The 22,603-nt window shown below is 69.0% G+C and carries 17 protein-coding genes, 1 tRNA gene and 3 pseudogenes; 6 read left to right on the top strand and 15 right to left on the bottom strand.

Annotated elements, in window-relative coordinates; genetic code table 11:
- Positions 1 to 41 precede the first annotated feature (41 nt).
- Entirely contained in the window at positions 42 to 701 is a 660-nt protein-coding gene (lysE, locus tag ACZZ93_RS15950) for an L-lysine exporter (protein ID WP_187250349.1), read from the top strand.
- A 30-nt stretch (positions 702 to 731) separates the two neighbouring features.
- On the opposite strand, the gene ACZZ93_RS15945 is transcribed toward lysE, so the two are convergent.
- The 8 genes from ACZZ93_RS15945 to ACZZ93_RS15910 all read right to left on the bottom strand — a co-directional run bounded on the left by ACZZ93_RS15945 (position 732) and on the right by ACZZ93_RS15910 (position 5,985).
- Complete coding sequence (locus tag ACZZ93_RS15945; RefSeq protein WP_285364042.1) at positions 732 to 1,553, bottom strand: amino acid ABC transporter ATP-binding protein; 822 nt, start codon at positions 1,551 to 1,553, stop codon at positions 732 to 734.
- Positions 1,540 to 2,205, bottom strand: coding sequence for an amino acid ABC transporter permease (locus tag ACZZ93_RS15940; RefSeq protein ID WP_053097440.1), 666 nt, complete (start codon positions 2,203 to 2,205; stop codon positions 1,540 to 1,542). Before ACZZ93_RS15940 ends, ACZZ93_RS15945 begins: the two co-directional genes overlap by 14 nt.
- A 3-nt stretch (positions 2,206 to 2,208) precedes the next feature.
- Positions 2,209 to 3,021, bottom strand: coding sequence for an amino acid ABC transporter substrate-binding protein (locus ACZZ93_RS15935; protein WP_463511552.1), 813 nt, complete (start codon positions 3,019 to 3,021; stop codon positions 2,209 to 2,211).
- A gap of 158 nt (positions 3,022 to 3,179) precedes the next feature.
- Positions 3,180 to 3,869, bottom strand: a complete 690-nt coding sequence (rplA, locus tag ACZZ93_RS15930) for a 50S ribosomal protein L1 (RefSeq protein ID WP_053097442.1) — start codon at positions 3,867 to 3,869, stop codon at positions 3,180 to 3,182.
- 11 nt (positions 3,870 to 3,880) lie between these two features.
- The gene (gene rplK / locus ACZZ93_RS15925) at positions 3,881 to 4,312 is read right to left on the bottom strand and encodes a 50S ribosomal protein L11 (protein ID WP_053097443.1); all 432 of its coding nucleotides are present in this window, start codon (positions 4,310 to 4,312) and stop codon (positions 3,881 to 3,883) included.
- A 191-nt stretch (positions 4,313 to 4,503) separates the two neighbouring features.
- On the bottom strand, positions 4,504 to 5,559 hold the full coding sequence (nusG, locus tag ACZZ93_RS15920) for a transcription termination/antitermination protein NusG (RefSeq protein ID WP_056279788.1): 1,056 nt from the start codon (positions 5,557 to 5,559) through the stop codon (positions 4,504 to 4,506).
- A 41-nt stretch (positions 5,560 to 5,600) separates the two neighbouring features.
- Positions 5,601 to 5,873, bottom strand: a complete 273-nt coding sequence (secE, locus tag ACZZ93_RS15915) for a preprotein translocase subunit SecE (protein ID WP_053097445.1) — start codon at positions 5,871 to 5,873, stop codon at positions 5,601 to 5,603.
- A 39-nt stretch (positions 5,874 to 5,912) separates the two neighbouring features.
- A tRNA-Trp gene (locus ACZZ93_RS15910) sits at positions 5,913 to 5,985 on the bottom strand.
- Positions 5,986 to 6,177: 192 nt separating this feature from the next.
- On the opposite strand from ACZZ93_RS15910, the gene ACZZ93_RS15905 reads away from it, so the two are divergent.
- The gene (locus tag ACZZ93_RS15905; protein WP_463511551.1) at positions 6,178 to 8,001 is read left to right on the top strand and encodes an HSP90 family protein; all 1,824 of its coding nucleotides are present in this window, start codon (positions 6,178 to 6,180) and stop codon (positions 7,999 to 8,001) included.
- A 51-nt stretch (positions 8,002 to 8,052) separates the two neighbouring features.
- Positions 8,053 to 10,851 carry a hypothetical protein gene (locus ACZZ93_RS15900; protein ID WP_463511550.1) on the top strand — a complete coding sequence of 933 codons (2,799 nt, stop codon included), beginning with the start codon at positions 8,053 to 8,055 and terminating at the stop codon, positions 10,849 to 10,851.
- Between the two features lie 18 nt (positions 10,852 to 10,869).
- Here ACZZ93_RS15900 and poxB read toward each other — a convergent pair whose 3' ends face one another.
- The 7 genes and pseudogenes from poxB to gabT form a co-directional block, all read right to left on the bottom strand.
- Complete coding sequence (gene poxB, locus ACZZ93_RS15895; RefSeq protein WP_295100817.1) at positions 10,870 to 12,594, bottom strand: ubiquinone-dependent pyruvate dehydrogenase; 1,725 nt, start codon at positions 12,592 to 12,594, stop codon at positions 10,870 to 10,872.
- Between the two features lie 130 nt (positions 12,595 to 12,724).
- Positions 12,725 to 14,089: an NAD-dependent succinate-semialdehyde dehydrogenase gene (locus ACZZ93_RS15890; protein ID WP_463511549.1), complete on the bottom strand. Its 1,365-nt coding sequence runs from the start codon at positions 14,087 to 14,089 to the stop codon at positions 12,725 to 12,727.
- Between the two features lie 25 nt (positions 14,090 to 14,114).
- Positions 14,115 to 15,580, bottom strand: a pseudogene (locus tag ACZZ93_RS15885) (NAD-dependent succinate-semialdehyde dehydrogenase).
- A gap of 49 nt (positions 15,581 to 15,629) precedes the next feature.
- Complete coding sequence (locus ACZZ93_RS15880; protein WP_056279777.1) at positions 15,630 to 17,174, bottom strand: APC family permease; 1,545 nt, start codon at positions 17,172 to 17,174, stop codon at positions 15,630 to 15,632.
- Positions 17,174 to 18,058: a universal stress protein gene (locus ACZZ93_RS15875; RefSeq protein WP_053097452.1), complete on the bottom strand. Its 885-nt coding sequence runs from the start codon at positions 18,056 to 18,058 to the stop codon at positions 17,174 to 17,176. Before ACZZ93_RS15875 ends, ACZZ93_RS15880 begins: the two co-directional genes overlap by 1 nt.
- Entirely contained in the window at positions 18,058 to 19,440 is a 1,383-nt protein-coding gene (locus ACZZ93_RS15870; protein WP_463511548.1) for a flavin monoamine oxidase family protein, read from the bottom strand. Before ACZZ93_RS15870 ends, ACZZ93_RS15875 begins: the two co-directional genes overlap by 1 nt.
- Before the next feature lie 111 nt (positions 19,441 to 19,551).
- Positions 19,552 to 20,918, bottom strand: a pseudogene (gabT, locus tag ACZZ93_RS15865) (4-aminobutyrate--2-oxoglutarate transaminase).
- 95 nt (positions 20,919 to 21,013) lie between these two features.
- Between gabT and ACZZ93_RS15860 the strand changes: the two are divergent.
- From ACZZ93_RS15860 to ACZZ93_RS15850, 3 genes and pseudogenes are all read left to right on the top strand, one after another.
- Positions 21,014 to 21,310: pseudogene (locus ACZZ93_RS15860) on the top strand (PucR family transcriptional regulator ligand-binding domain-containing protein); the annotation flags it as partial.
- A gap of 38 nt (positions 21,311 to 21,348) precedes the next feature.
- Positions 21,349 to 21,630, top strand: a complete 282-nt coding sequence (locus ACZZ93_RS15855; RefSeq protein ID WP_463511547.1) for a hypothetical protein — start codon at positions 21,349 to 21,351, stop codon at positions 21,628 to 21,630.
- Between the two features lie 131 nt (positions 21,631 to 21,761).
- Positions 21,762 to 22,541 (top strand): PucR family transcriptional regulator, encoded by a 780-nt coding sequence (locus ACZZ93_RS15850; RefSeq protein ID WP_463511546.1) that lies wholly within the window; start codon positions 21,762 to 21,764, stop codon positions 22,539 to 22,541.
- The last annotated feature ends 62 nt before the right edge of the window (positions 22,542 to 22,603 follow it).

Below are 22,603 nucleotides of genomic sequence, written 5' to 3'. Positions count from 1 at the left end.
ATCGCTGGTGCTCATGTCCGTGGCATCCGTACCGTGGACTCATGCTCTCCGTCTTCTCGGGTCTCGGACTCGGCCTCTCCCTGATCGTCGCCATCGGCGCGCAGAACGTGTTCGTCCTCCGTCAGGGCATCCGCAGAGAGCACGTCCTGCCGGTCGTCATCATCTGCGCCGTGTCCGACGCCCTGCTCATCGCCGCCGGCGTCGCGGGACTCGGCTTCGTCATCTCCGCAGCCCCGTGGCTCGTGGTCGTCGCGCGCTGGGCGGGGGCCCTGTTCCTCCTGGCCTACGGCATCCTCGCCGCCCGCCGCGCCTGGAGGGGCGGGGAGGAGCTGCGAGTCGACCGGACCGGTGCGGAGGGCTCGGCGCCCGGGTCGGGCGGCGGAACCACGACGGCGACCCGCACCGCGCTCGCTCCCGTGATCGCGACGGCTCTCGCCCTGACCTGGTTGAACCCGCACGTCTACCTCGACACCGTCCTGATGCTCGGGTCGATCGCCGCGACGCACGGAGACGAGCGCTGGCTGTTCGCCGCCGGAGCGATCGCCGCCAGCATCCTGTGGTTCACCGCGCTGGGGTTCGGCGCCCGCTATCTCGGCCGCTGGCTGCGCACGGAACGAGCGTGGCGCATCCTCGACGCGCTGATCGCCGTCGTCATGATCACCCTGGCTGTCAGCCTGGTGCTGCCGGTGCTCGGCGGCTGACCCTGCGTCGCAGACGTGAGCGGACGCCCGTCAGTCGCCGTCGAGGGGCCGAAGGATGCGAGTGAGGAACCTCTGGGTGCGCTCGTGCTGCGGCGCGCCGAAGATATCGGCCGGCGCGCCCTGCTCGACGACCACACCCGCGTCCATGAAGAGCACATGATCCGCCGCCTCGCGCGCGAAGCTCAGCTCATGCGTCACCACGACCATGCTCCACCCCTCGTCGGCGAGCTCTTTGATCACGAGCAGGACCTCCCCCACGAGCTCGGGGTCGAGTGCGCTCGTCGGCTCGTCGAACAGCAGGAGGTCGGGACGCAGCGCGAGAGCGCGGACGATGCCGACCCGCTGCTGCTGACCGCCGGAGAGCTCGTGAGGTCGAGCATCGGCCTTGTCGGCGAGCCCCACGCGGGCGAGCAGGACGCGGGCCTCGGCGACCACCTCGGCCTTGGGTCTGCCCTGCACCCGCCATGGTCCCTCGATCACGTTCTCGAGCACCGAGAAGTGCGGGAAGAGGTTGTGATGCTGGAAGACCATCGCCGACCGATCACGCAGCGCGAGACGCTTCTGCGCGCGCGTGCGCTTCGACACCGGATCCGACGGGGCGAAGTCGATGTCGGGGCCCCCGGCCACGACGATGGTCCCGGCATCCGGCGTTTCGAGCCCGTTGAGCGCACGCAGCACCGTCGTCTTGCCCGATCCGCTCGGACCGATGAGCACGACGACCTCTCCGCGGTGCAGCGTGAGGTCGATGCCGCGGAGCACCTCGTTGTCGCCGAAGCGCTTGTGAAGGCCGCGGGCGGTGAGCAGGGCGTCGGCTGTGGACCTGGGCGAGTGCGCCGGATCAGTGAGCGACATTGCGATCGAGTCTCCTCTCGAGTGCGCTCTGGCCGAACGACAGCACCAGGCAGATCACCCAGTACACGAGCGCGGCAGCCAGGTAGACGACCATGAACTCCAGGGTCGCCGCCGCGATCTGCTGCGCCACCTTGAAGAGCTCGGTCACGAGGATCAGCGAGGCCAGCGACGTGTCCTTCACCAGCGAGATGAACGTGTTGGACAGCGGAGGCACCGAGACCCGCGCTGCCTGGGGAAGGATCACCCGCGTGAGTGTGCGCGTGCGATTCATGCCGACCGTGTACGCCGCCTCCCACTGCCCCTTCGGGACGGAGAGGATGGCGGCGCGCACCACTTCGGCTCCGTACCCGCCGACGTTCAGCGACAGTGCGATGATCGCGCTGGTCCAGGGATCCAGCTTGAGTCCGATCGATCCGAGCCCGTAGAAGATCACGAACAGCTGCACGATCATCGGCGTGCCGCGGATGACCGAGATGTAGAACCTGGCGATGCCCGACAGCACGGGATTGACCGAGATCCGCATCAGCGCTGCGCCGATGGCGAGCACGAGACCCAGCGCGAAAGAGATCAGCGCGAGCGGAACCGTCACCGTCACCCCCGCGAGGGCGATCGGTCCGAGCGAGTCGAAGAACAGCTGCCAGGGATTCTCCATGGGTTACTGGGTCACGTCTTCGCCGAAGTACTTGTCGCTGATCTCGGCCAGGGTGCCGTCGGCACGCAGCTCTTCCAGAGCGCCGTCGATCGCCTCGACGAGGTCCGTCTTGTCCTTGGTGAAGACGAATGCCTGCTCACCGGCCTCGTCGGTCTCGGCGGCGATCTTCAGGCCGGACGGGCTGTTGGTGGTCTCATAGTCGAGGAAGGTCAGCTTGTCGTTGACGGTCGCATCGACGCGGCCCTGACGCAGCAGCTCGACGGCCTGCGCCCACCCCTCGACGCCTTCGACGGTGGCACCGGACTCGGTGGCCAGCTCGTACCAGTTGCTGGTGAGAGACTGCGCCGTCGTCTTGCCCTCGAGGTCGTCGAACGACGAGATCGAGTCGTCATCCTCGGCGACGACGATGACTCCCGGCGAGACGGTGTACGGGGTGCTGAACAGGTACTTCTCCCGGCGCTCCTCGTTGATGCTCACCTGGTTGGCGATCACGTCGAAACGGCCCGCGTCGAGACCGGCGAAGATCGCATCCCACTGGGTCTCCTGGAACTCGACCTCGAGGTCGAGCTTGTCGGCGACCGCCTGGATGATCTCGACGTCGAATCCGGTCAGGTCGCCGGTTCCGCCGTCATCGTGGAAGCTGAACGGACGGTACGTGCCCTCGGTGGCGACCGTCAGCGTGCCGTCCGTGACGAGGCCGAAGCCGGATCCGCTCTCACTCGAGCTGCTGTCGGCAGGCGTGGTGCTTCCGCTGCACGCGGTGAGTGCTGCTGCGGCGACGACCAGTGCGGTGACGGCGATGATGCGACGGGACATGTGACCCTCCTGGGGTGCGGTGAGGCGCGAGTGCTGTGGCGCGGAACTCATTCACAGTACGCGGCATCGGACCGGCATCCCAACATCCGATGACGTCCGATGTCGTACTGCACGCAGAAAGGCCCCCGCAGAATGCGGGGGCCTTTCCGGAATCACACTCAGATGGCGTTGACGTCCAGCGGGATGCCGGGGCCGAACGTGGTCGACACGGCGCCCTTCTGGATGTAACGGCCCTTGGAGCTCGACGGCTTGAGGCGGACGATCTCCTCGAGCGCTGCGCCGATGTTCTCGTCGAGCTGCTCGGCCGAGAACGACGACTTGCCCACGACGAAGTGCACGTTGGCGTGCTTGTCGACGCGGAACTCGATCTTTCCGCCCTTGATCTCCTCGACGGCCTTGGCCGTGTTGGGGGTCACGGTGCCGGTCTTCGGGTTCGGCATGAGTCCACGCGGACCCAGAACCTTTCCGAGACGACCGACCTGGCCCATGAGCTCCGGGGTCGAGACGGCCGCGTCGAACGCGGTCCAGCCTGCGGCGACCTTCTCGATGAGCTCGGCGCCGCCGACCTCATCTGCACCTGCGGCGATCGCTGCCTCGGCCGCGGGGCCGGTGGCGAAGACGATGACGCGGGCGGTCTTACCGGTGCCGTGGGGCAGGATGACGGTGCCGCGCACCATCTGGTCTGCCTTGCGGGGGTCGACGGCGAGCTTCAGCGCGACCTCGACGGTCGAGTCGAACTTCGACGAGCCGGTCTCCTTGGCGAGGGCGACTGCCTCGGTGGGAGTGTAGAAACGGTCTGCCTCGATCTTCTCGGCGGCAGCCTTGTAAGCCTTGGACTTCGTAGCCATGATTATTCTCCTCAGCCCTCGACCGTGATGCCCATGGAACGGGCGGTGCCGGCGATGATCTTCGAGGCAGCCTCGATGTCGTTCGCGTTCAGGTCGGCCTGCTTGGTCTCGGCGATCTGACGGACCTGGTCCTTGGTGATCTTCGCCACCTTGACCGTGTGCGGCGTCGACGAGCCCTTGGGCACGCCGGCGGCCTTCTTGATGAGCTCCGCGGCCGGCGGGGTCTTCAGGATGAACGTGAAGCTGCGGTCCTCGTAGACAGTGATCTCGACGGGGATGACGTTGCCGCGCTGCGACTCGGTCGCGGCGTTGTACGCCTTGCAGAACTCCATGATGTTGACGCCATGCTGACCGAGCGCGGGGCCGATCGGCGGCGCCGGGTTGGCTGCACCGGCGTTGATCTGAAGCTTGATCAGGCCGGTCACCTTCTTCTTCGGTGCCATATCCTCTTCCTTTCATCGAACGGATGCCGGTTGCATCCGCTCTCCCGCGAACCCGGCATCTCCGGACTGCGGTCGTCTGCGCGCACGCCGAAGCGGCACACAAACCAGACAAGTCTACCTGATGTGGGGCGTGCCCGGGAACGCGAGAACGGCCGCCCCGAATGGGACGGCCGTTCTCGGAGAAGCGTAGGTCAGACCATCTTCGTGACCTGGTCGAACGACAGCTCGACCGGGGTCTCGCGCTCGAAGAGCGACACGAGCACCGTGAGCTTGCCGCTCTCGGGCTTGATCTCGCTGATCGAACCGGGAAGACCCGCGAACGAGCCCTCCTTGATCGTGATGGTCTCGCCGACCTCGAAGTCGACCTCGGCCGGAAGCGGACGAGCGACGGCGAGGCCGCCCTTCGACGCGATGTTCTTGGCGGTCGGGACGTCCTTGACCTCGACGAGCGACTTCAGCATGTTGAAGGCCTCTTCGAAGCGCAGCGGCGTCGGGTTGTGGGCGTTGCCCACGAAGCCGGTGACGCCAGGCGTGTGACGCACGACCGACCAGGTGTCCTCGGTGAGCTCCATGCGCACGAGCACGTAGCCGGGGATGCGCACGCGGGTGACCATCTTGCGCTGGCCGTTCTTGATCTCGACCACGTCTTCCATCGGGACCTCGATCTGATAGATCTCGTCCTCGACCTCGAGCGTCGACTTGCGCTGCTCGATGTTGGCCTTGACCTTGCGCTCGAATCCGGCGTAGGAGTGGATGACGTACCACTTGCCCGGAAGCATCCGCAGGTCGAGGCGGAACGCCTCATACGGGTCTTCCTCGGCGTCGTCCCCCTCTTCGGACTCATCGTCGTCGGACTCGGCCACGGCGTCATCGTCGCCGTTGATGTCGGGTCCGTCGTAGGGGGTGACCTCGTCGGCCTCAGCGGCCTCGAGCTCGGCGGTCTCTTCCGCCACAGAATCGTTCAGGACCTCAGCGGCAGCCTCAGACTCGGCCGCTTCGTCCAGGTTGAGAGCGTCGTTCACGATCGCGTCCGCCTCCGGGTCGTCGATTTCGATGTCGTTGTCGTCGTCCTGCACATCGGCGTCGGCGTCTCCGTCGACGTCCTCGATGTGGAGGGCGACATGTTCGGCCGAGGTGACCGACTGCTCTTCCGCAGCGAGCACGTTGCCCTCCTGGGCCTCGTCCTCTTCGCTGGACTGCTCAGCAGCAGTCGCCCAGTCGGCGTCGTCGGAATATCGTTCAGACACGTTGTTTCTTTCCAATCACTGCGGCCAGGGCCGCGAGGGCGTCAGGCGCCCGGGACCCCGAAGACGATGTGCGTGACCCAGGCGAACAGGGTGTCGAGTCCGTAGACGATGCCCATGACGATGAGAACGAAGACGAGCACCACTGCGGTGAACTTGACCAGTTCCTTGCGGGTCGGCGTGACGACCTTGCGCAGCTCGGCGATGACCTGACGGAAGAACAGAGCGATGCCCCCGAAGAAGCCCACGATGCCACGCTTCTTCTCGCGGGTGGCGCCGGCCGCGACGACCTCGCCGCGCGGTTCGTCCTGATCCATCCTGAATGTACCTTTCGTGTGTCAGCGTGTGCTGACGCGCAGGGCGGACAGGAATCGAACCTGCAACCTGCGGTTTTGGAGACCGCTGCTCTGCCAATTGAGCTACCGCCCTAGAGACCGGGAGGTCTCGGGGTGTCATCTCCATCCTGCCATCGTTACCCGACCGCAAGGACCGGGGCACGGCGAAAGAATGCAGACAACAACTGCTCGTCAAGCATACGGCATCCGTCGGTCAGCGCCGAACCGGGCCCGCTCTCGTCGTTGTTGTTAGGCTCGGCGGGCGGACGAAACGGGAGGGGGCGCAGTGAGCGCTGACGTGCAGCAGTTCCAGGTGGACCTGCGCGGTGTCGTCGACCTCCTGAGCCGCCACATCTACTCGAGTCCTCGCGTGTATCTGCGCGAACTGCTGCAGAACGCCCGCGATGCGATCACCGCACGGCGCGAGGTCGACGGGCAGGGCGGGAGCGTCCGCATCACCGCGCTGACGGACACCACGGGCGAGTTCGTCCTGCGCGACGACGGGATCGGCCTGACCGCCGCCGAGGTGGGCGACCTGCTCGCCACGGTCGGCCGCAGCTCGAAGCGCGACATCTTCGACCTCCCGCGCAGCGACTACCTCGGTCAGTTCGGCATCGGCCTGCTGAGCTGCTTCATGGTCGCCGATTCGATCGTCATCCGCTCGCGCAGCGTCCGGGGCGGCCCGGCCGTCGAGTGGACGGGCAGCGCGGACGGGACCTTCCGCGTCGTGGAGATCGACGACGATCTGCCGATCGGCACGAGTGTGCATCTCCGCCCTCGTTTCGACGCCGACGAGCTGCTGCGCCCCGCGGCCGTGCGAGAGCTGGCCACCGCCTTCGCCGAGTTCCTCCCCGTGCGGGTGATCCTCGACTCTCCGAGCGGCGACATCGACATCACCCGGCGCGCGCCGTTCCTCGACCCCGCCGACGACATCGACGGCGCCGTGCAGTACGGGCGCGACCTGCTCGGTGCGAGCCCGCTCGACGTGATCGAGCTCAGCGAGCCGGCCACCGGCACACGGGGACTCGCCTACGTCCTGCCCTACGCTCCCCCGCCGGGCGCCCGCCAGGCGACGCGCATGTATCTCGGCAGGATGCTCCTGGGCGAGCGGGTCGACGACGTGCTGCCCGAATGGGCGTTCTTCGTGCGCGCCGTGGTCGATTCGACCGGCCTCGCCCCGACGGCGAGCCGCGAATCGCTCGTCGACGACGCGGCCCTCGAGCGTGTGCGCGAGCAGCTCGGTGCCGGCATCCGCCGCTGGGTGCTCGAGCTGGGCCTGCGCGAACCGCACAGACTCGCCCAGTTCGTGGCGATCCACGAGGTCGGTCTGAAATCGCTGGTGCGGCACGACGACGAGCTCGCGCAGTTCATCACGCGCTGGCTGACCCTCGAGACCACCCACGGAACGATGCGCATCGGCGACCTCGTCGAACGATACCCGCACGTGCGATTCGCGCAGTCGGTCGACGAGTTCCGCCAGGTCGCAGGGATCTCCCCCGGGTCCGAGGTGCTGGTCAACGGCGGCTACCTGTACGACGCGGACCTCGTGCGGATGCTGCCGGAGCTCTACCCGCACGTGACGATCGAACTCGTCGACGTGGCCGGGGAGCTCGATCGTCTCGACCCTCCGCCGCTGGACGACCGCGACGCCGCGCTGGCCCTCGAGGCCCGCGCCGGCGGCGTGCTGACCGCATCCGGCTGCTCCGTCACCGTGCGGTCGATCGACCAGCCCGAACTCGCAGCGCTGTACGTCGCCGACCCCGAGGTGCTGCGCAGGATCGACCGCGGCCGCACCAAGGGCATCACCGGATCGCTGTGGGGCGGGGTGCTCGACCGCATCGACTCGACCCTCTCGGCCTCCCGCGACGACGATCTCAGCGCGCGCCTGTGCCTGAACTGGTCGAACCGCGTCGTGCGCGCGCTCGTCCGCGTGCAGGACGACGCGGTGTTCGCCCGCACCGTGCAGCTGCTCTACATCCAGGCGCTGCTGGCGGGACACCATCCGCTCTCCGACGCCGATCGCGCACTCATGTCGACCGCGCTCTCGGACCTCGTCTCGCTGTCCGCCGGCATCGAAGCGGATTCGATCCCCTTCGACGACGCCCCCTGATCTCGCTCCGACCGCTCGCTCCGACCGCTCGCTCCGTTCGAAGGATCCCCCATGACCAGTCCGAAGAAGCGCTTCTCTCAGCTCATCGAGGAGATCGACCGCACGCCCTGGGGTCCGGCGGAGCAGGCGCTGGTGGCGGATGCCGTCTCGCTCGCCGTCGAGCTCGGCGACGAGCGGCTCGAGTACGAGGCGCGGATGAGGCAGACCGCCTCCGCGAACATGAACGGCGCGACCGATGTGATGCTGAACTCATTCGCGTGGTGCCTCGCCCGACACGACTCCGACCCGCAGCGCTTCCCCGCCGACCTCGACTACGGCGGCGCCGATCTGATGTGGCAGTTCAAATGGATGGCGTCTTCTCTGCGTTCGTCGCCCGCGTTCTCGACCGAGCAGATCACCGCGGTCCTCGACGACATGGAGACGCACTATCGCAAGGCGGGGCTCGGCATGAGCGGAGTGCTCACGGCCCGATTCGAGGACGCCTGGGACGCCGGTCGACTCGACGACGCCGAGGCTCTGCGCGCGCAGCTCGAGGCCACACCCCGAGACGACCACAGCCACTGCGACGCCTGCGGACGCAGCCAGTTCGCCGGCTTCTTCGCCGAGACCGATCGAGATGCCGAGGCCATCCGACTCGTCGAGGAGATGCTCGAAGGCGGCTTCTCGTGCGGCGAGGAGCCCGAGCACGCACTGTCACGCGTGCTCGTGCCCTACCTTCGTGCCGGGCGCTTCGACGAGGCGAGGAGCGCGCACCTGCGCAGCTACCGGCTCGCGAAGGACAACCCGGACAACCTGCGGATCGTCGCCCACAACATCGTGTTCGCCGCCCTCACCGGCAACGAGGCACGCGCGCTCGCGCAGGTCGAGCGTCACATCGGCTGGCTCGCTCACGACGGACTCAACGTCGATGCCCACTTCGCCGCGCTGGCGGCGTTCGCCTTCGCCCTCGATCGTGTGACCGCGGCGGGTCACGGCGATGCCACGGTGCGCGGTGCCGACTCCCCCGCGCTCGAGGAGTTCTTCGGCGAGCACGACGGAGCCTGGGGCGCCGCCGAACTCGCCGCCACCGCGTGGGCTGCCGCCGAGCGCATCGGCTCGGACTTCGATCTGCGGGACGGCACCGAGGGCCACGCCCGCAGCCTCACCCGCCTGCGCGCTCTCGCCGACGAGCACTACGACGTGCCCATCCGGTCGGATGCCTTCGTCACGGCTCCGGACGCGGCGACACCCGACGATCCCGACGCGTGGTTCGAACGGGTCATGAACCTCGCCCAGTTCGGCGCGGAGCACGAGACGTTGCGCGCCCTGCCGCACGCGCTGAGCGTCGAGGACCCTTCGAAGCTCGCCGAGCTCCTGTCGATGCGCCTCGGCATCCTGATCGCCCTCGACCGAGCAGAAGAGGCCGCCGACCTGCTGCCCGCGCGGATCGATGCCCTGCGCGCCGCAGGCCTCGACGCACAGGCCGATCTCGAACTGCGCCTCGGTCTCGCGACCTTCGGCCTGAACACCCCCGAGGCTGCGGCGGCGCTCGAGGACGAGCTCGCGAACACGGACGCTCTGCCCGCATGGTCGCGCGGAGACCTGGCGATCAGCCGCGCGTCGCTGCACCTGCACGCGGATGAACCCGGCGCCGCCCTCGACATGGCGGAGATCGCGGCTCGCGCCTTCGCCGAGGCCGAGGACACGCGGCTCTCGAACACGACGACGCTCGTCGCCATCTCGGCCGTGCTGCAGAAGGGCGACATCGAAGCGGCATCCGCTCTGCTCGATCGCTTCTTGGCCCAGGACGATCTCAGCATCGGTCATCGCGCGCAGGCGCTGCAGACGCGCGCGAAGGTGCGCGGCGGAAGCGAGTCGTTCGTGGAGGGCGCTGCGGATGCCGACGAGGCGACCCGTCTTCTCGCCGGGCTCGGTGCGACCACGGCCCTGGCCGCCGCGCATCTGCTCGCGGGGGCGCTCTGGGAGGACGCGGGCGACCCCGAGAAGGCCGTCACCCGCTATCGGGTCACCTCGCGACTCGTCGCGCAGGAGGGCGGCGACCAGGCGGGCGCGGACTTCCGGCTCGCGCGCGCGATGCTCGCGGCCGGGGACGCCGAGGTGGCGGCCGAGCTGTTCGGACAGGTGCTCGAGCGCGAAGAGCAGGCCGAGGTGCCCGCCGCCTCCCGAGCGATGACGGCGTCTCTTCTCGCGCGCGCCCTCGGATCGGCCGGCGAGTTCGGACAGGCTGTCGGCGCATTCGGGTATGCGGGCGAGTTGTTCGGAGAGGCGGAGGAGCATGCCGACCAGGCGATGGCGCTGACCGAGCGCGCCAAGATCCTCGCCCGGTTCGACGAGCACGCGGAGGCGATCGCGACACTCGAATCGGCATCCGAGGTCGTGCGCCGGGCCCCCGAGGCGGTCGGCGCCCTCGCTGACGTGCTGCACAACCTCGGACAGGCTTATGCGGCCACGCAGGACGACCGCGCCTTCGCCCTCTTCGACGAGGTCGCCGCGCTCGCTCACGAGCACGAGGCGGCGTGGCTGCTCGCCGACGTCACCGACTCGCGGGGCCGGGCGCTCGCCCAGTTCGGCCGCACCGACGAGGCCGTCGCCGCTGCGCTCACCGCGGCCGACGGATTCGCGGCGATCGGGGATGCGGGCTCGGCCGGCGGCTCCGAGCTGTTCGCCGCCCGTCTGCTGGTCGGCGACGACCGGGCCGCGGACTCCGTGCCGATCTACCGCAGTGCCCTCGAGCACTCCGACGGCTACCCGCCGCTGCAGCAGGTCTCGGCGCTCGAACTCGGCAACGTGCTCGAGGCGCTCGGACGCCACGGCGAGGCGACCGAGGTGCGGGCACTCCTCGACAGCTGACTCAGAGGAACTGCTGACTCAGAGGAACTGACGCCAGTTGGCCCGCGCGAGGTCGAGCAGCTCGTCTCCCTTGCCCGACATCACCGTGCGGATCGCGTACAGAGCGAAGCCCTTGACCTGCTCGGCCTCGATCGCCGGGGGCATCGACAGCTCCTGACGCTCGGTCACGACGTCGAGCAGCGCAGGGCCGTCATGCGCGAGCACCTCGCGGACGGCATCCGGCAGGTCCTCGCTGTTCTCGACCCGACGGGCGAAGATCCCCATGGCCTCGGCGATGGCCGCGAAGCTCGGGTTGTCGAGCGCGGTGCCGTAGTTGACGAAGCCCGCGGCCTTCATCTCGAGTTCGACGAAGTTCAGCGACGAGTTGTTCACGACGACGGTCTTCACGGGCAGCTTGTTCTGCGTGAGCGTGAGCAGTTCGCCCAGCATCATCGCGAGCCCTCCGTCGCCGGCGAGCGCGACGACCTGACGATCCGGATGCGAGACCTGCGCGCCGATGCCGTGCAGCAGCGCATTCGCCATCGACCCGTGTGTGAACGAGCCGATCAGGCGTCGGTTCTCGGTCATCGACAGATAGCGGGCGGCCCACACGGTGGGCGAGCCGACGTCGGCGGTGAAGATCGCGTCATCGGCGGCCTGCTCATCGAGCAGCCGGGCGAGGTACTGCGGATGGATGGGGCGGCCTGCCTTGGTCGGCGTCGCGAGGTCGTCGAGCTTGGCCCTGGTCTTGCGATAGTGCGCGGTGGAGTCGTCGAGGTGACCGCGGTCGTTCGTCTCGGCGAGTCGCGGCAGCAGCGCCGTGACGGTCGCGCCGACGTCGCCGACCAGGCCCAGATCGAGCGGATGCCGTTTGCCGAGCTGCGAGCCGCGGATGTCGACCTGGATCGTCGTGGCGTGCTCGGGATAGAACTGCTCGTAGGGGAAGTCGCTGCCCAGCACCAGCAGCGTGTCGGCGGCTTCCATCGCCCGGTAGCCGGAGGCGAAGCCGAGCAGCCCCGTCATGCCGACGTCGAACGGGTTGTCGTACTCGATGAACTCCTTGCCCCGGAGCGCGTGCACGATCGGCGCACCGAGTCGGTCGGCGAGTGCGATGACCTCGTCGTGAGCCCCCTCGACACCCGCGCCTGCGAGGATCGTTGTCTTCTTCGAGGCGTTGAGCAGCGTCGCGGCGCGCGCGAGCTCGTCTCCGCTCGGCACGATCACGGGGTGGGAGCGTTCGATGACCACGGCTCGGTCATCGGCGATCTCCGAGAGCGCGACGTCGCCCGGGATCACGAGCACCGCGACCCCGCGCTGCTCGATGGCGGCGCGCATCGCGATCTCCAGCAGGCGCGGCATCTGCTTGGGGTCGGCGACGTACTCGACGTAGACGCTGCACTCGCGGAAGAGCTCCTGCGGGTGGGTCTCCTGGAAGTACCCGGTGCCGATCTCGGTGGTGGGGATGTGCGCGGCGATCGCCAGCACCGGCACCCGCGAGCGGTTCGCGTCGAAGAGTCCGTTGATCAGGTGCAGGTTGCCCGGACCGCACGAACCGGCGACCACCGCGAGCTCACCCGTGAGCGACGCATCGGCCGCCGCCGCGAATGCCGCGGACTCCTCGTGCCGCACGTGCACCCAGCGGATGCCGCCGTCCTTCCGGAGGGCGTCGGTGAACCCGTTGAGGGAGTCGCCCGGGAGGCCGTAGACACGGTCGATCCCGTTGGCGCGGAGGGTCTTGACGATGTTCGCTGCGACGGTTGCCATGCTTCCAACCTACGCCCGGGTGCCGCGGAGGGATCCGGCATCCGTCGAACATCCGCTCTCCGGATGCCGCACTGCGGAGACGATGATGGGGGCGGATGCCGTGGCATCCGCCCCCATCAGGGAGAGTCGCTCAGCCGATGCGGATCAGCTTCTTGTTGACGAACTCGTCGGCGGCGAGGTGACCCAGTTCACGCGACGTGCCGCTGCGCTTGATGCCGCCGAACGGCAGCTCGGGGCTGTCGGCCAGCACCAGGTTGACGTAGACCATGCCCGCCTCGATGTTGTCGGCGACACGCTCGGCCTGCTCGGCATCGGTCGTGAAGACGTACGAGCCGAGCCCGAAGGTCGTGTCGTTCGCGAGGGCGACAGCGGCATCCTCATCGGCGACCCGGTAGACGACGGCCGCGGGGCCGAAGAGCTCCTCGCGGTAGACGTTCATGTCGGGCGTCACGTCGGCGAGCACAGTCGGGGCGAAGAACGCCCCGTCGCGGGTGCCGCCGGTCAGCAGTGTCGCTCCCTGCTCGACGGCCTGGTCGATCTGCTTCTGCAGGGTCTCCGCCGCCGTCTCCGACGAGACCGGGCCGAGCACGGTGTCGTCGAGCGTCGGGTCGGTCGCCTGCACCGATGCCATCGCGGCCGTGAACTTCTCGACGAACGAGTCGTACAGGTCGTCGACGATGATGAAACGCTTCGCGCCGTTGCACGCCTGGCCGTTGTTGTCGAGACGCGCGTCGACGCCCGCCTGCACGGTGGCGTCGAGGTCGTCGGTCGAGAGCACGATGAACGGGTCGGACCCGCCGAGCTCGAGCGCGACCTTCTTGAGGTTGCGTCCGGCGATCTCGGCGACCGCTGCGCCTGCGCGCTCCGAGCCGGTGAGCGAGACGCCCTGCACGCGCGGGTCGGCGATCATGTCGGCGATCTGCTCGTTGGTCGCGAGGACGTTCTGGTACGCGCCCGTCGGGAATCCGGCGTCGTGGTAGATCGCCTCGATCGCGGTCGACGACTCCGGGCACTGCGGAGCAGGCTTCAGCAGGATCGTGTTGCCGACGATCAGGTTCGGCGCAGCGAAACGGACGATCTGATAGGCCGGGAAGTTCCACGGCATGATGCCGACGAGCGGTCCGAGCGACGACCGGCGCACGATCGCCGAGCCCTCGCCGAGGATCGCGATCGGCTGGTCGGCCATGATGGCCTCGGCCTGGTCGGCGTAGTACTCGGCGATGTCGGCGGCGAAGTCGACCTCTCCGAGGGCGGCCTCGCGGGGCTTGCCCATCTCGCGCACGAAGACGTCGGCGAGCTCCTCGCGGCGCTCGCGGTGCAGCTCGGCCGCGCGACGGAGGAGCGCTGCGCGCTCAGCCACGGTCGAGGACCGGGACCATTCGCGGTGCGCCTCGTCGGCGGCCGCGACAGCCGCCTCGATCTGCGCATCCGTGAACGTGTCGAAGGACGCCAGCGTCTCTCCGGTGGCGGGGTTGATGACGGCGTACTCGGTCATGTTCTCTCCTCCTCTGGCCGACCGGTCAGGAGACCGGGATCAGCGTGTACTTGGTGGACAGGTACTCGTGAATGCCCTCGAGACCGCCCTCGCGGCCGACGCCGGACTGCTTGACGCCGCCGAAGGGGCTGCGGCGTTCGACACCACGCCCACGTTGAGACCCATCATGCCGGTCTCGAGCCTGTCGATCATCCGCTGCCCGCGCTGCAGGTTCTCGGTGAACACGTACGAGACCAGTCCGTACTCGGTGTCGTTGGCGAGACGGACGGCCTCGTCCTCGTCCTCGAAGGTCGCGATCGCGAGCACCGGGCCGAAGATCTCCTCGCGGAGGATCGCCGAGCCCGCCACCACGTCGGTGAGCACGGTCGGCTCGTAGAAGGTGCCCGTGCCCTCGACGGCCTTGCCACCCGCGAGCAGGGTCGCGCCGCGCTCGACGGCGTCGTCGACGAGCTCGCCGGCCTTCGCGACGGCATCCTCGTCGATCAGCGGGCCGATGGCCACGCCCTCTTCGGTGCCGCGGCCGATCTTCATCGCGTTGACGCGCTCGGTGACCTTGCGGCCGAATTCCTCGGCGACGTCCTTGTGCACGATGAAGCGGTTGGCAGCGGTGCACGCCTGGCCGATGTTGCGGAACTTCGCGGCCAGTGCGCCGTCGACGGCCTTGTCGAGGTCGGCGTCGTCGAAGACGACGAACGGCGCGTTGCCGCCGAGCTCCATCGACACGCGCAGCACGCCCTCAGCGGCCTGGGCGATGAGCTTGCGGCCCACCTCCGTCGAACCGGTGAACGACAGCTTGCGCAGGCGCGGGTCGGCGATGATCGGGGCCGAGAGCGCCGACGACTTGGATGTCTGCACCACGTTCACGACACCGGCGGGGAGGCCGGCCTTCTCGAGCAGCGACGTGAAGAACATCGTCGTCAGCGGCGTGAGTGCCGGGGGCTTGATCACCACGGTGCAGCCGGCGGCGAGCGCCGGCGCGATCTTGCGGGTGGCCATCGCGAACGGGAAGTTCCACGGCGTCACGAAGAACGAGGGGCCGACGGGCCGCTGCGAGACGACCATGTGGCCGGTGCCCTCCGGGTTGATGCCGTAGCGACCGCTGATGCGCACGGCCTCCTCGCTGAACCAGCGGAGGAACTCGCCGCCGTAGCCGACCTCGCCGCGCGCCTCGGCGAGCGGCTTGCCCATCTCGAGGGTCATCAGCAGCGCGAGATCCTCCTTGTGCTCCTGCACGAGGTCGAATGCCCGGCGCAGGATGTCGCTGCGGGTGCGAGGAGCGGTCGCGGCCCATGCGTCCTGCGCGGCGACTGCCGCATCCAGCGCGCGGATGCCGTCACCCGGGGTCGCGTCGGCGATCGTGCGGATGACCGCACCGGTCGCGGGGTCCTTCACGTCGAACGTGCCCCCGGTCTCGCCGTCGATCCACTCTCCCCCGATGAAGAGGCCGGTGGGGATGCTGTCGAGCAGCGCCTGCTCAGTCTGAGTGCTCATGGAATCTCTTTCTGTGGGGAGGATGGGATGCCGGTGCCGCGGGATTCCGTCAGCGCCGGCGGTTGCTCGCGGGAGCATCCATGCTGAGGGTCTCGCCGCGGAAGAACGCCGGGCGCTTGATGGACTGCCAGATCATGATGACGATGCCGATCACGATGATGCCGACGCCGAGGACGAACACGAGTCCGAGGCCCCCGATGTTCGATCCGCTGCCGTACGCGGGGTCCATCGAGTCGATGAGCGTCGTGACGAACAGGACGGCGAGGATCGCACCGCCGACGAGCGGGAACAGGAACGTGAAGAAGAAGCTCCTGGCGGAGTCGAACCACTGCTTGCGGAAGTACCAGACGCACGCGAACGCGGTGAGGCCGTAGTAGAAGCAGATCATCATGCCGAGCGACAGGATGGTGTCGGTGAGGACGTTCTCGCTGACGAGGCGCATCACGGCGTAGAAGACGGATGCGACGACGGCCGACACGATCGTCGAGTAGCCCGGCGTGAAGAACCGCGGGCTGACCCGTGCGAACTTCTTGGGCAGGGCGCCGTAGTGCCCCATCGCCAGCAGCGTGCGAGCGGGTCCGACTGCGGTCGACTGCAGCGAGGCCGCCGAACTCGACAGCACCGCGAGCGAGACCAGGAACGCCAGCGGTCCGAGGATCGGATCCGAGAGCGCGAAGAACACGTTCGCCGAGATGTCCTCGTTCGCGAGCCCGTAGTCGCCCGTGCCGACGCCGGCGAACATGATGAGGCCGATGGCCAGCAGCAGGTAGAGGGCGACGACGACGACGACCGTGACCATCGCGGCGCGCCCCGGCGTCTTGGCCGGGTCCTTCGTCTCCTCGTTCATGGTGAGGACGACGTCCCAGCCCCAGAAGATGAAGATCGACAGCGAGAGCCCTGCGGCGAAGGCGCTGAAGGACGGAACCTCGAACGGGTTGAACCACGACCACGAGAAGGGGGTCGGCTCGGGAGCGTCTCCGGAGACGGCCTTGACGATCGCGACGGTGGCGAAGACCACGAGCACGAGCACCTGGAAGCCGACGAGGATGTACTGGAACTTCTGCGTCGTCTGCATGTCGCGGTACGACACGAGCGTCGCGCCGAGCATGAAGAGCAGGCACACGACGACGTTGATGATCGGGTTGAACGCCAGGTCGGCGATCTCGGGGTTGCCGCTGAGCTGGGCGATCAGCAGGAAGAGGAACTCGACCGCGATGCCGGCGAGGTTCGACAGCACGATGACGGTGGCGGCGATCAGGCCCCAGCCCGTCATCCAGCCGATCCACGGCCCGAACGCCCGCACTCCCCACGTGAACGAGGTGCCGGAGTCCGGCATCATGCGGTTGAGCTCGCGGTAGCCGAAGGCGGTCAGGAGCATCGGGATGAAGCCGACGAGCATGATCGCGGGCACCTGGGTGCCGACGACGGCGACCGTCGGGCCGAGCGATGCGGTGAGCGTGTAGGCCGGCGCGATGGTCGAGACGCCGATGACGACCGCTCCGAGCACTCCGACGGCACCCGCGCTCAGCCCCTTCTGCGAGATACCGGTCGTCACACCGGATGCGGGCTCCGTCGCCCGGTTCGTGCTGCTCATCAGCGGACTCCTGCTTCGGCGCGGGTGCGCGGGACGACGATCATGGGAACGGGCAGTTCGTGCAGCATCTTCGCTGCGGTCGAGCCCAGGAACAGGCGGCGCGGCTGCGCCAGGCGGCTGGAGCCGACGAGGACGACCTCGCCGGGGAGCCACGAGAGGTTCGCGACGGCATCTTCGACGGTGTCGCCGGGGGCCTCTTCGACCTCGGCCTTCAACTCGTCGGGCAGCAGGCTCTTGGCGACCTCGAGCACGTCGTTCGCGTGCGCGTCGCCGACCACGCGGATCGCGCCGGTGTCGAGGCCGGGCGGCACGTCGAACGGCACGAGCGAGACGAGGCGCAGGCCGACACGGGACTCGGTCGCGATCGCGGCGGCCTCGTCGAGGAGGTTGTCGGCACCCGCCCGGTTGCCGACCGCGGCCGTCACGCGAGGAAGCACGTGATCGTCCTGGTCCGCGGTGCCCGCGGGGGCGAGCGCGACGGGGATGGTCGACGAGTGCAGCAGCTCCGACGCGACGCTGCCGAGGCGGTGGCGGCCGAAGATGCTGCCGCCGGCCGTGCCGATGACGATCAGCCTGGCGCCGAACTCCTCGCCGGCGGCGATCAGCCCTTCGGCGAAGGACTCGCCGAACCGCACGTGGCCCGTGCGGGTGAGCTCCTGCGGCAGTCGGACGACCGCATCCTCGAGCCATTCCTTCGCCTGGCGGCGGATGTGGTCCTCATACGCCCGCTCGGGGGGAACGGCCGCGCTGCGGGTGCCCTCCGACGGCAGCACGATCACGAGGTGCAGCACCGCGCCGAGGCTGCGGGCGAGCCGCGCGCCGAGCGCTGCGGCATCCGCTCCCGCATCCGTCGCGGTGTAGCCGACGACGACCGCCCCGGTCATCAGCCGACCTCGGCGGTGTCGCCGGCGGCGCGCGTCGCTTCGACGATGTTCGAGGCGACGAGGTGCCCCATGCGGATCGCGCCGTCGACGTGCTGATATCCGGCGCCCGCCATGTCGCTGCACGCGAAGTGGATGGGGCCGACGGCCGAGCGGAGGTCGGCGCCGTAGCGATGGAGTCCGCCCATGTCGAAGCTGGCCGCGTACGCTCCGCGGGTCCACTCCTCGGTGCCCCAGTCGCTCTCGTAGTAGACGACCGGGTTCTTCGCCTCGTCGCCGTAGTAGTGCGAGAGGGACTCGAGGATGCGCTCCTTGCGCTCCTCGGCCGACAGCGTGAACAGGTCGTCGGCGTTCTGGTCGCTGACGAAGCCGACCAGGGTGCCGCGCTCGTCGCCGTGGTTCGTGTTGTCGTACGCCTCGTGCGCGAGCTCGTACGGGCTGAACGCGGTGCCGCTGAGGCCCTGCTCGCGCCAGAACGGGCGGTCGTAGACGGCGTGCACCTTGATGACGAAGCCCATCGAGATGTGCTGGTGCATCTGGTGCTGGCGCCGGGGAAGCGGCGGGACGAAGGCGATACGGCTGTAGAGCACCGGAGCATGCGCGAGGATCGCGAAGCGGGCGCGCACGGTGGTGTCGTCGGTCGTGGCGGTCACACCGTCGACGCCCCATTCGAGCGAGCGCACCGGCTGGTTGAGGATGACGTCGTCGCCCAGGCGCTCGGCGAGCAGCAGCGGCACCTTCTGCAGACCGCCCACCACCCGCTTGTCGAGGATGAAGTCGGCGTCGACGAGGTTGGAGTACGACCCGGCGGATGCCGCCATGAGCAGCGACTGCAGCAGCGAGAACGAGTGCGTCGGCTTGGTGAGCATCGCGGAGCCGGTGGCGAAGGCGAGATTGCGCACGGCCTCGTCGTCGTCGGTCTGCACACGCAGCCAGGCGTCCCAGGTGATCGAGTCCCATTCCTTCGCGAGCGGGTGCTCCCACGGACGGTCGGGGTCGATCTCGGCGACCATGGCGTCGAGGCGCTCGGTGATCTCGGCGATGACGGCCTCGGTCTCAGCGGACACCGGGAACATCTCGCCGGTGAAGCGATGCGTCTGCCCGTCCGGACCGACGTAGACGCTGTCGCCCTTGCGGTAGCGGCTGTAGGTCTCGAGCCCCAGCTCCTCGATCGTGTCCTTCAGGGCGTCCTGGTCGGGCGAGACCCACTGGCCGCCGATCTCGAGCATGGCGCCGTCGATGACGTCGGTCCACAGTCGTCCGCCGACGCGGTCACGCGCCTCGAGTACGGCGACCGACAGGCCGGCCTTGCGCAGGTCGTTCGCCGCCGTGAGCCCTGCGGCTCCGGCTCCGACGATCAGCACGTCGCGAGTGATCTCAGCCATCTGCTTCTCCTTCATTGGAAAGGTTGTGCCGGCCGCGACTCGAAATCCCCCGATCCTCGTCGCGGCCGGACGTGTGGTGGCAGTCGCGGACGAACCGCGACTGCTGGTCTGTCAGCCCGCGGTGGCGGCGAGCGCGGCCGCGACGACGTCGAGGCCCTCGTTCAGGAGGTCGTCGCCGATCGAGAGCGGCGGGAGGAACCGGATGACGTTGCCGTAGGTGCCGCACGTCAGGACGATGACGCCCTGCGCGACGCAGGCCTTGGCGACCGCGGAGGTGAGGGCGGCGTCGGGCGCGTTGGTCTCGGGGTCGACGAACTCGGCGGCGATCATGGCGCCGTGGCCGCGAATGTCTCCGATGCGGGCGTCCTTCTCCTGCATGGCTCCGAGGCGTGCCGTGAGGATCTCGCCGATCTCGCGAGCGCGCTCGATCACGCCGTCGTTCTCGAACACATCGATCGCGGCGAGCGCCGCGGCGCAGGCGATGGGGTTTCCGCCGTAGGTGCCGCCGAGGCCGCCTGCGTGCGAGGCGTCCATGATCTCGGAGCGCCCCGTGACGGCGGCGAGCGGCAGACCGCCCGCGATGCCCTTGGCGGTCGTGATGAGGTCGGGCTCGATGCCGAAGATCTCGCTCGCGAACATGTGGCCGGTGCGGGCGAAGCCGGTCTGCACCTCGTCGGCGATGAACACGACGCCGTTCGCGCGGCACCACGAGGCGATCGCCGGGAGGAAGCCCTCCGCCGGGACGATGAAGCCGCCCTCTCCCTGGATCGGCTCGATGATGACGGCGGCGAGGTTGTCGGCGCCGATCTGCTTCTCGAGCTGCAGGATCACGCGGGCGGCGGCCTCTGCGCCGTCGAGACCGTCGCGGAACGGGTACGACATCGGCGCACGGTACACCTCGGGGGCGAACGGGCCGAAGCCGCTCTTGTACGGCATCGACTTCGCGGTCAGCGCCATGGTGAGGTTGGTGCGGCCGTGGTAGCCGTGGTCGAAGGCGACGACGGCCTGGCGACCGGTGTGCTTGCGGGCGATCTTGATCGCGTTCTCGACGGCCTCGGCGCCGGAGTTGAACAGGGCGCTCTTCTTGGCGAAGTCGCCGGGAGTGAGGCGGTTGAGCGCTTCGGCGACACCGATGTACGACTCGTACGGCGAGATCATGAAGCAGGTGTGCGTGAACTGCGCGGCCTGCGCGGCCACGGCTGCGGCGATCTTGGGGTGCGCGTTGCCGACGGTCGTCACGGCGATGCCGGAGCCGAGGTCGATCAGCGAGTTGCCGTCGGCATCCACGACCACTCCCCGCCGGCGGCGACGGCCGCGACGGGAACTGTGTGCCCGACGCCGGCGGCGACGGCATCGGCCTTGCGGGCGAGGATCTCGGCCGAGCGGGGGCCGGGAAGGTCGGTGACGAGACGACGCTCCTGGGGGAGGTCGGGTCCGCCGAGCGGGACTGCAACAGCTGCGGTGTCGAGGAGAGCCATGTCCGTGAGCGTACGACCGCATCCGACGTCGGCGCATTCGCCCGGCTGTACAATCTGGGAGAGATCATCGCCCGACCGTATAAGCGCTGATCCGGATGCCGAGAGGACCGCAGCGCATGGACGACGCCGAACAGCCCACGCTGCGCGCTCTCTTCCGGCGCCGCGATCTCGGGCTCGTGCTGATCTCGGACGCGCACGGCCTTCCGGACGGCGCCCTCGATCGCCCCCTGCGGTGGGTGCACAGCTCCGACCTCGCCGACCCGACGCCGTTCCTCGCCGAGGACCTCGCACTGCTGACGACGGGCACCCAGTTCGACGTCGGCACCGATTTCGACGTCTACGTCGGGCGGCTGGCGGATCGCGGGGTGCTCGGCCTCGGATTCGGCACGGACGTGCACCGTGCCGCGATCCCCGACGAGCTGATCCTCGAGTGCGCACGCCGCGGGATCCCCTCTTCGAAGTCCCCTATCGCACGCCCTTCATCGCCGTCGCCCGCGCGCACTCCGAAGCGATCGCGGCGCAGGCCTACGCCCGCAGGTCGTGGGCGCTCGACACCCAGCGCGCACTCGCACTGGCCGCGCTGCGCCCCCGCGGACTCGACGCGACCGTCGCAGAGCTCGGCCGCCGTCTGGATGTCTGGGCCGGAATGTACGACGCGTCCGGCGCCCTGCAGCTGTCGCACCCCGATCGGCCGTCACTGCAGGACGACTGACCGAGCTCGGCGAACGGGTCACCGAGATCCTCACCCGTGGGCTCGAGGCCGGGCAGTCGCTCACGATCGACGATCAGACGTTCACGCTCTTCACGGTGGGGCGCGGCGGACACCTGCGGGGGGTGATCGCGTTGGCTGTCGATGCGCTCGACGCCGAGGCGCGCACGGTCGTGACGTCGGTGATCGCGATGGCCGGACTCGCGCTCGAGCAGAGCGACCAGCTCGCCCGCAGCAAGCGTCGGCTGAACTCGCAGCTGCTGAGCTCGCTGCTCGACGACGATCCGTCCCTCGCGCGGAAGGTCCTCGGCTCGATGCCCTCTGCACCCGTGGTGGTCGCGATCGCCGCGGATGCTCCGACCGGCCCGTTCGCCGACTGGTGGGATCGGCGCAGGGCCGAGCACGGCACCGCCAGCTTCCTCGCCGAATCATCCGAGGGCGTGGTGCTCTGCCTGTCCATGGCCGATGACGCACTGCTCGACGAGGTCGCCACCCGGTTCGGCATCCGCATCGGCGCGTCCGGTTCCGAGTCGTACGACGCGTTCTCCCGAGCCCACGCACAGGCGCTCGCGGCGCTGCGCCAGCAGTCCGGCGCCGGGGTGTTCCACTTCGCCGATGCCGCCGGATCCAGCATCCTCAGCGCACTGGCCACGGATGAGGCCCGGCTGGTCGCCGAATCGCGGCTCGCGCCGATCCGCGACCACGACGCGCGATCCGGCGGCGACCTCGAACGGTCGCTGCGCACCTGGCTCGAGCACGATGCGAAGGCGGATCCTGCGGCGGCGGCACTCGGTGTGCACCGCCACACGCTGCGGTCGCGGATCGCCCAGGCCGGAGCGCTCCTGGGAAGCGACCTCTCGTCGTTCCCCGCCCGCGCCGAGCTGTGGACGCTGCTGCAGACCGCACGGGACTGAACCGGGGTCCTCGACCGAACGGCCGGCGGTCCCCGCCCGGCGGGGTGGCGGATGCCGGGCCT

It is taken from the genome of Microbacterium sp. AC026 (assembly GCF_979258475.1).
Note: the sequence above shows the minus strand (reverse complement) of the source record. Positions and strands in the feature narration are given on the sequence as shown.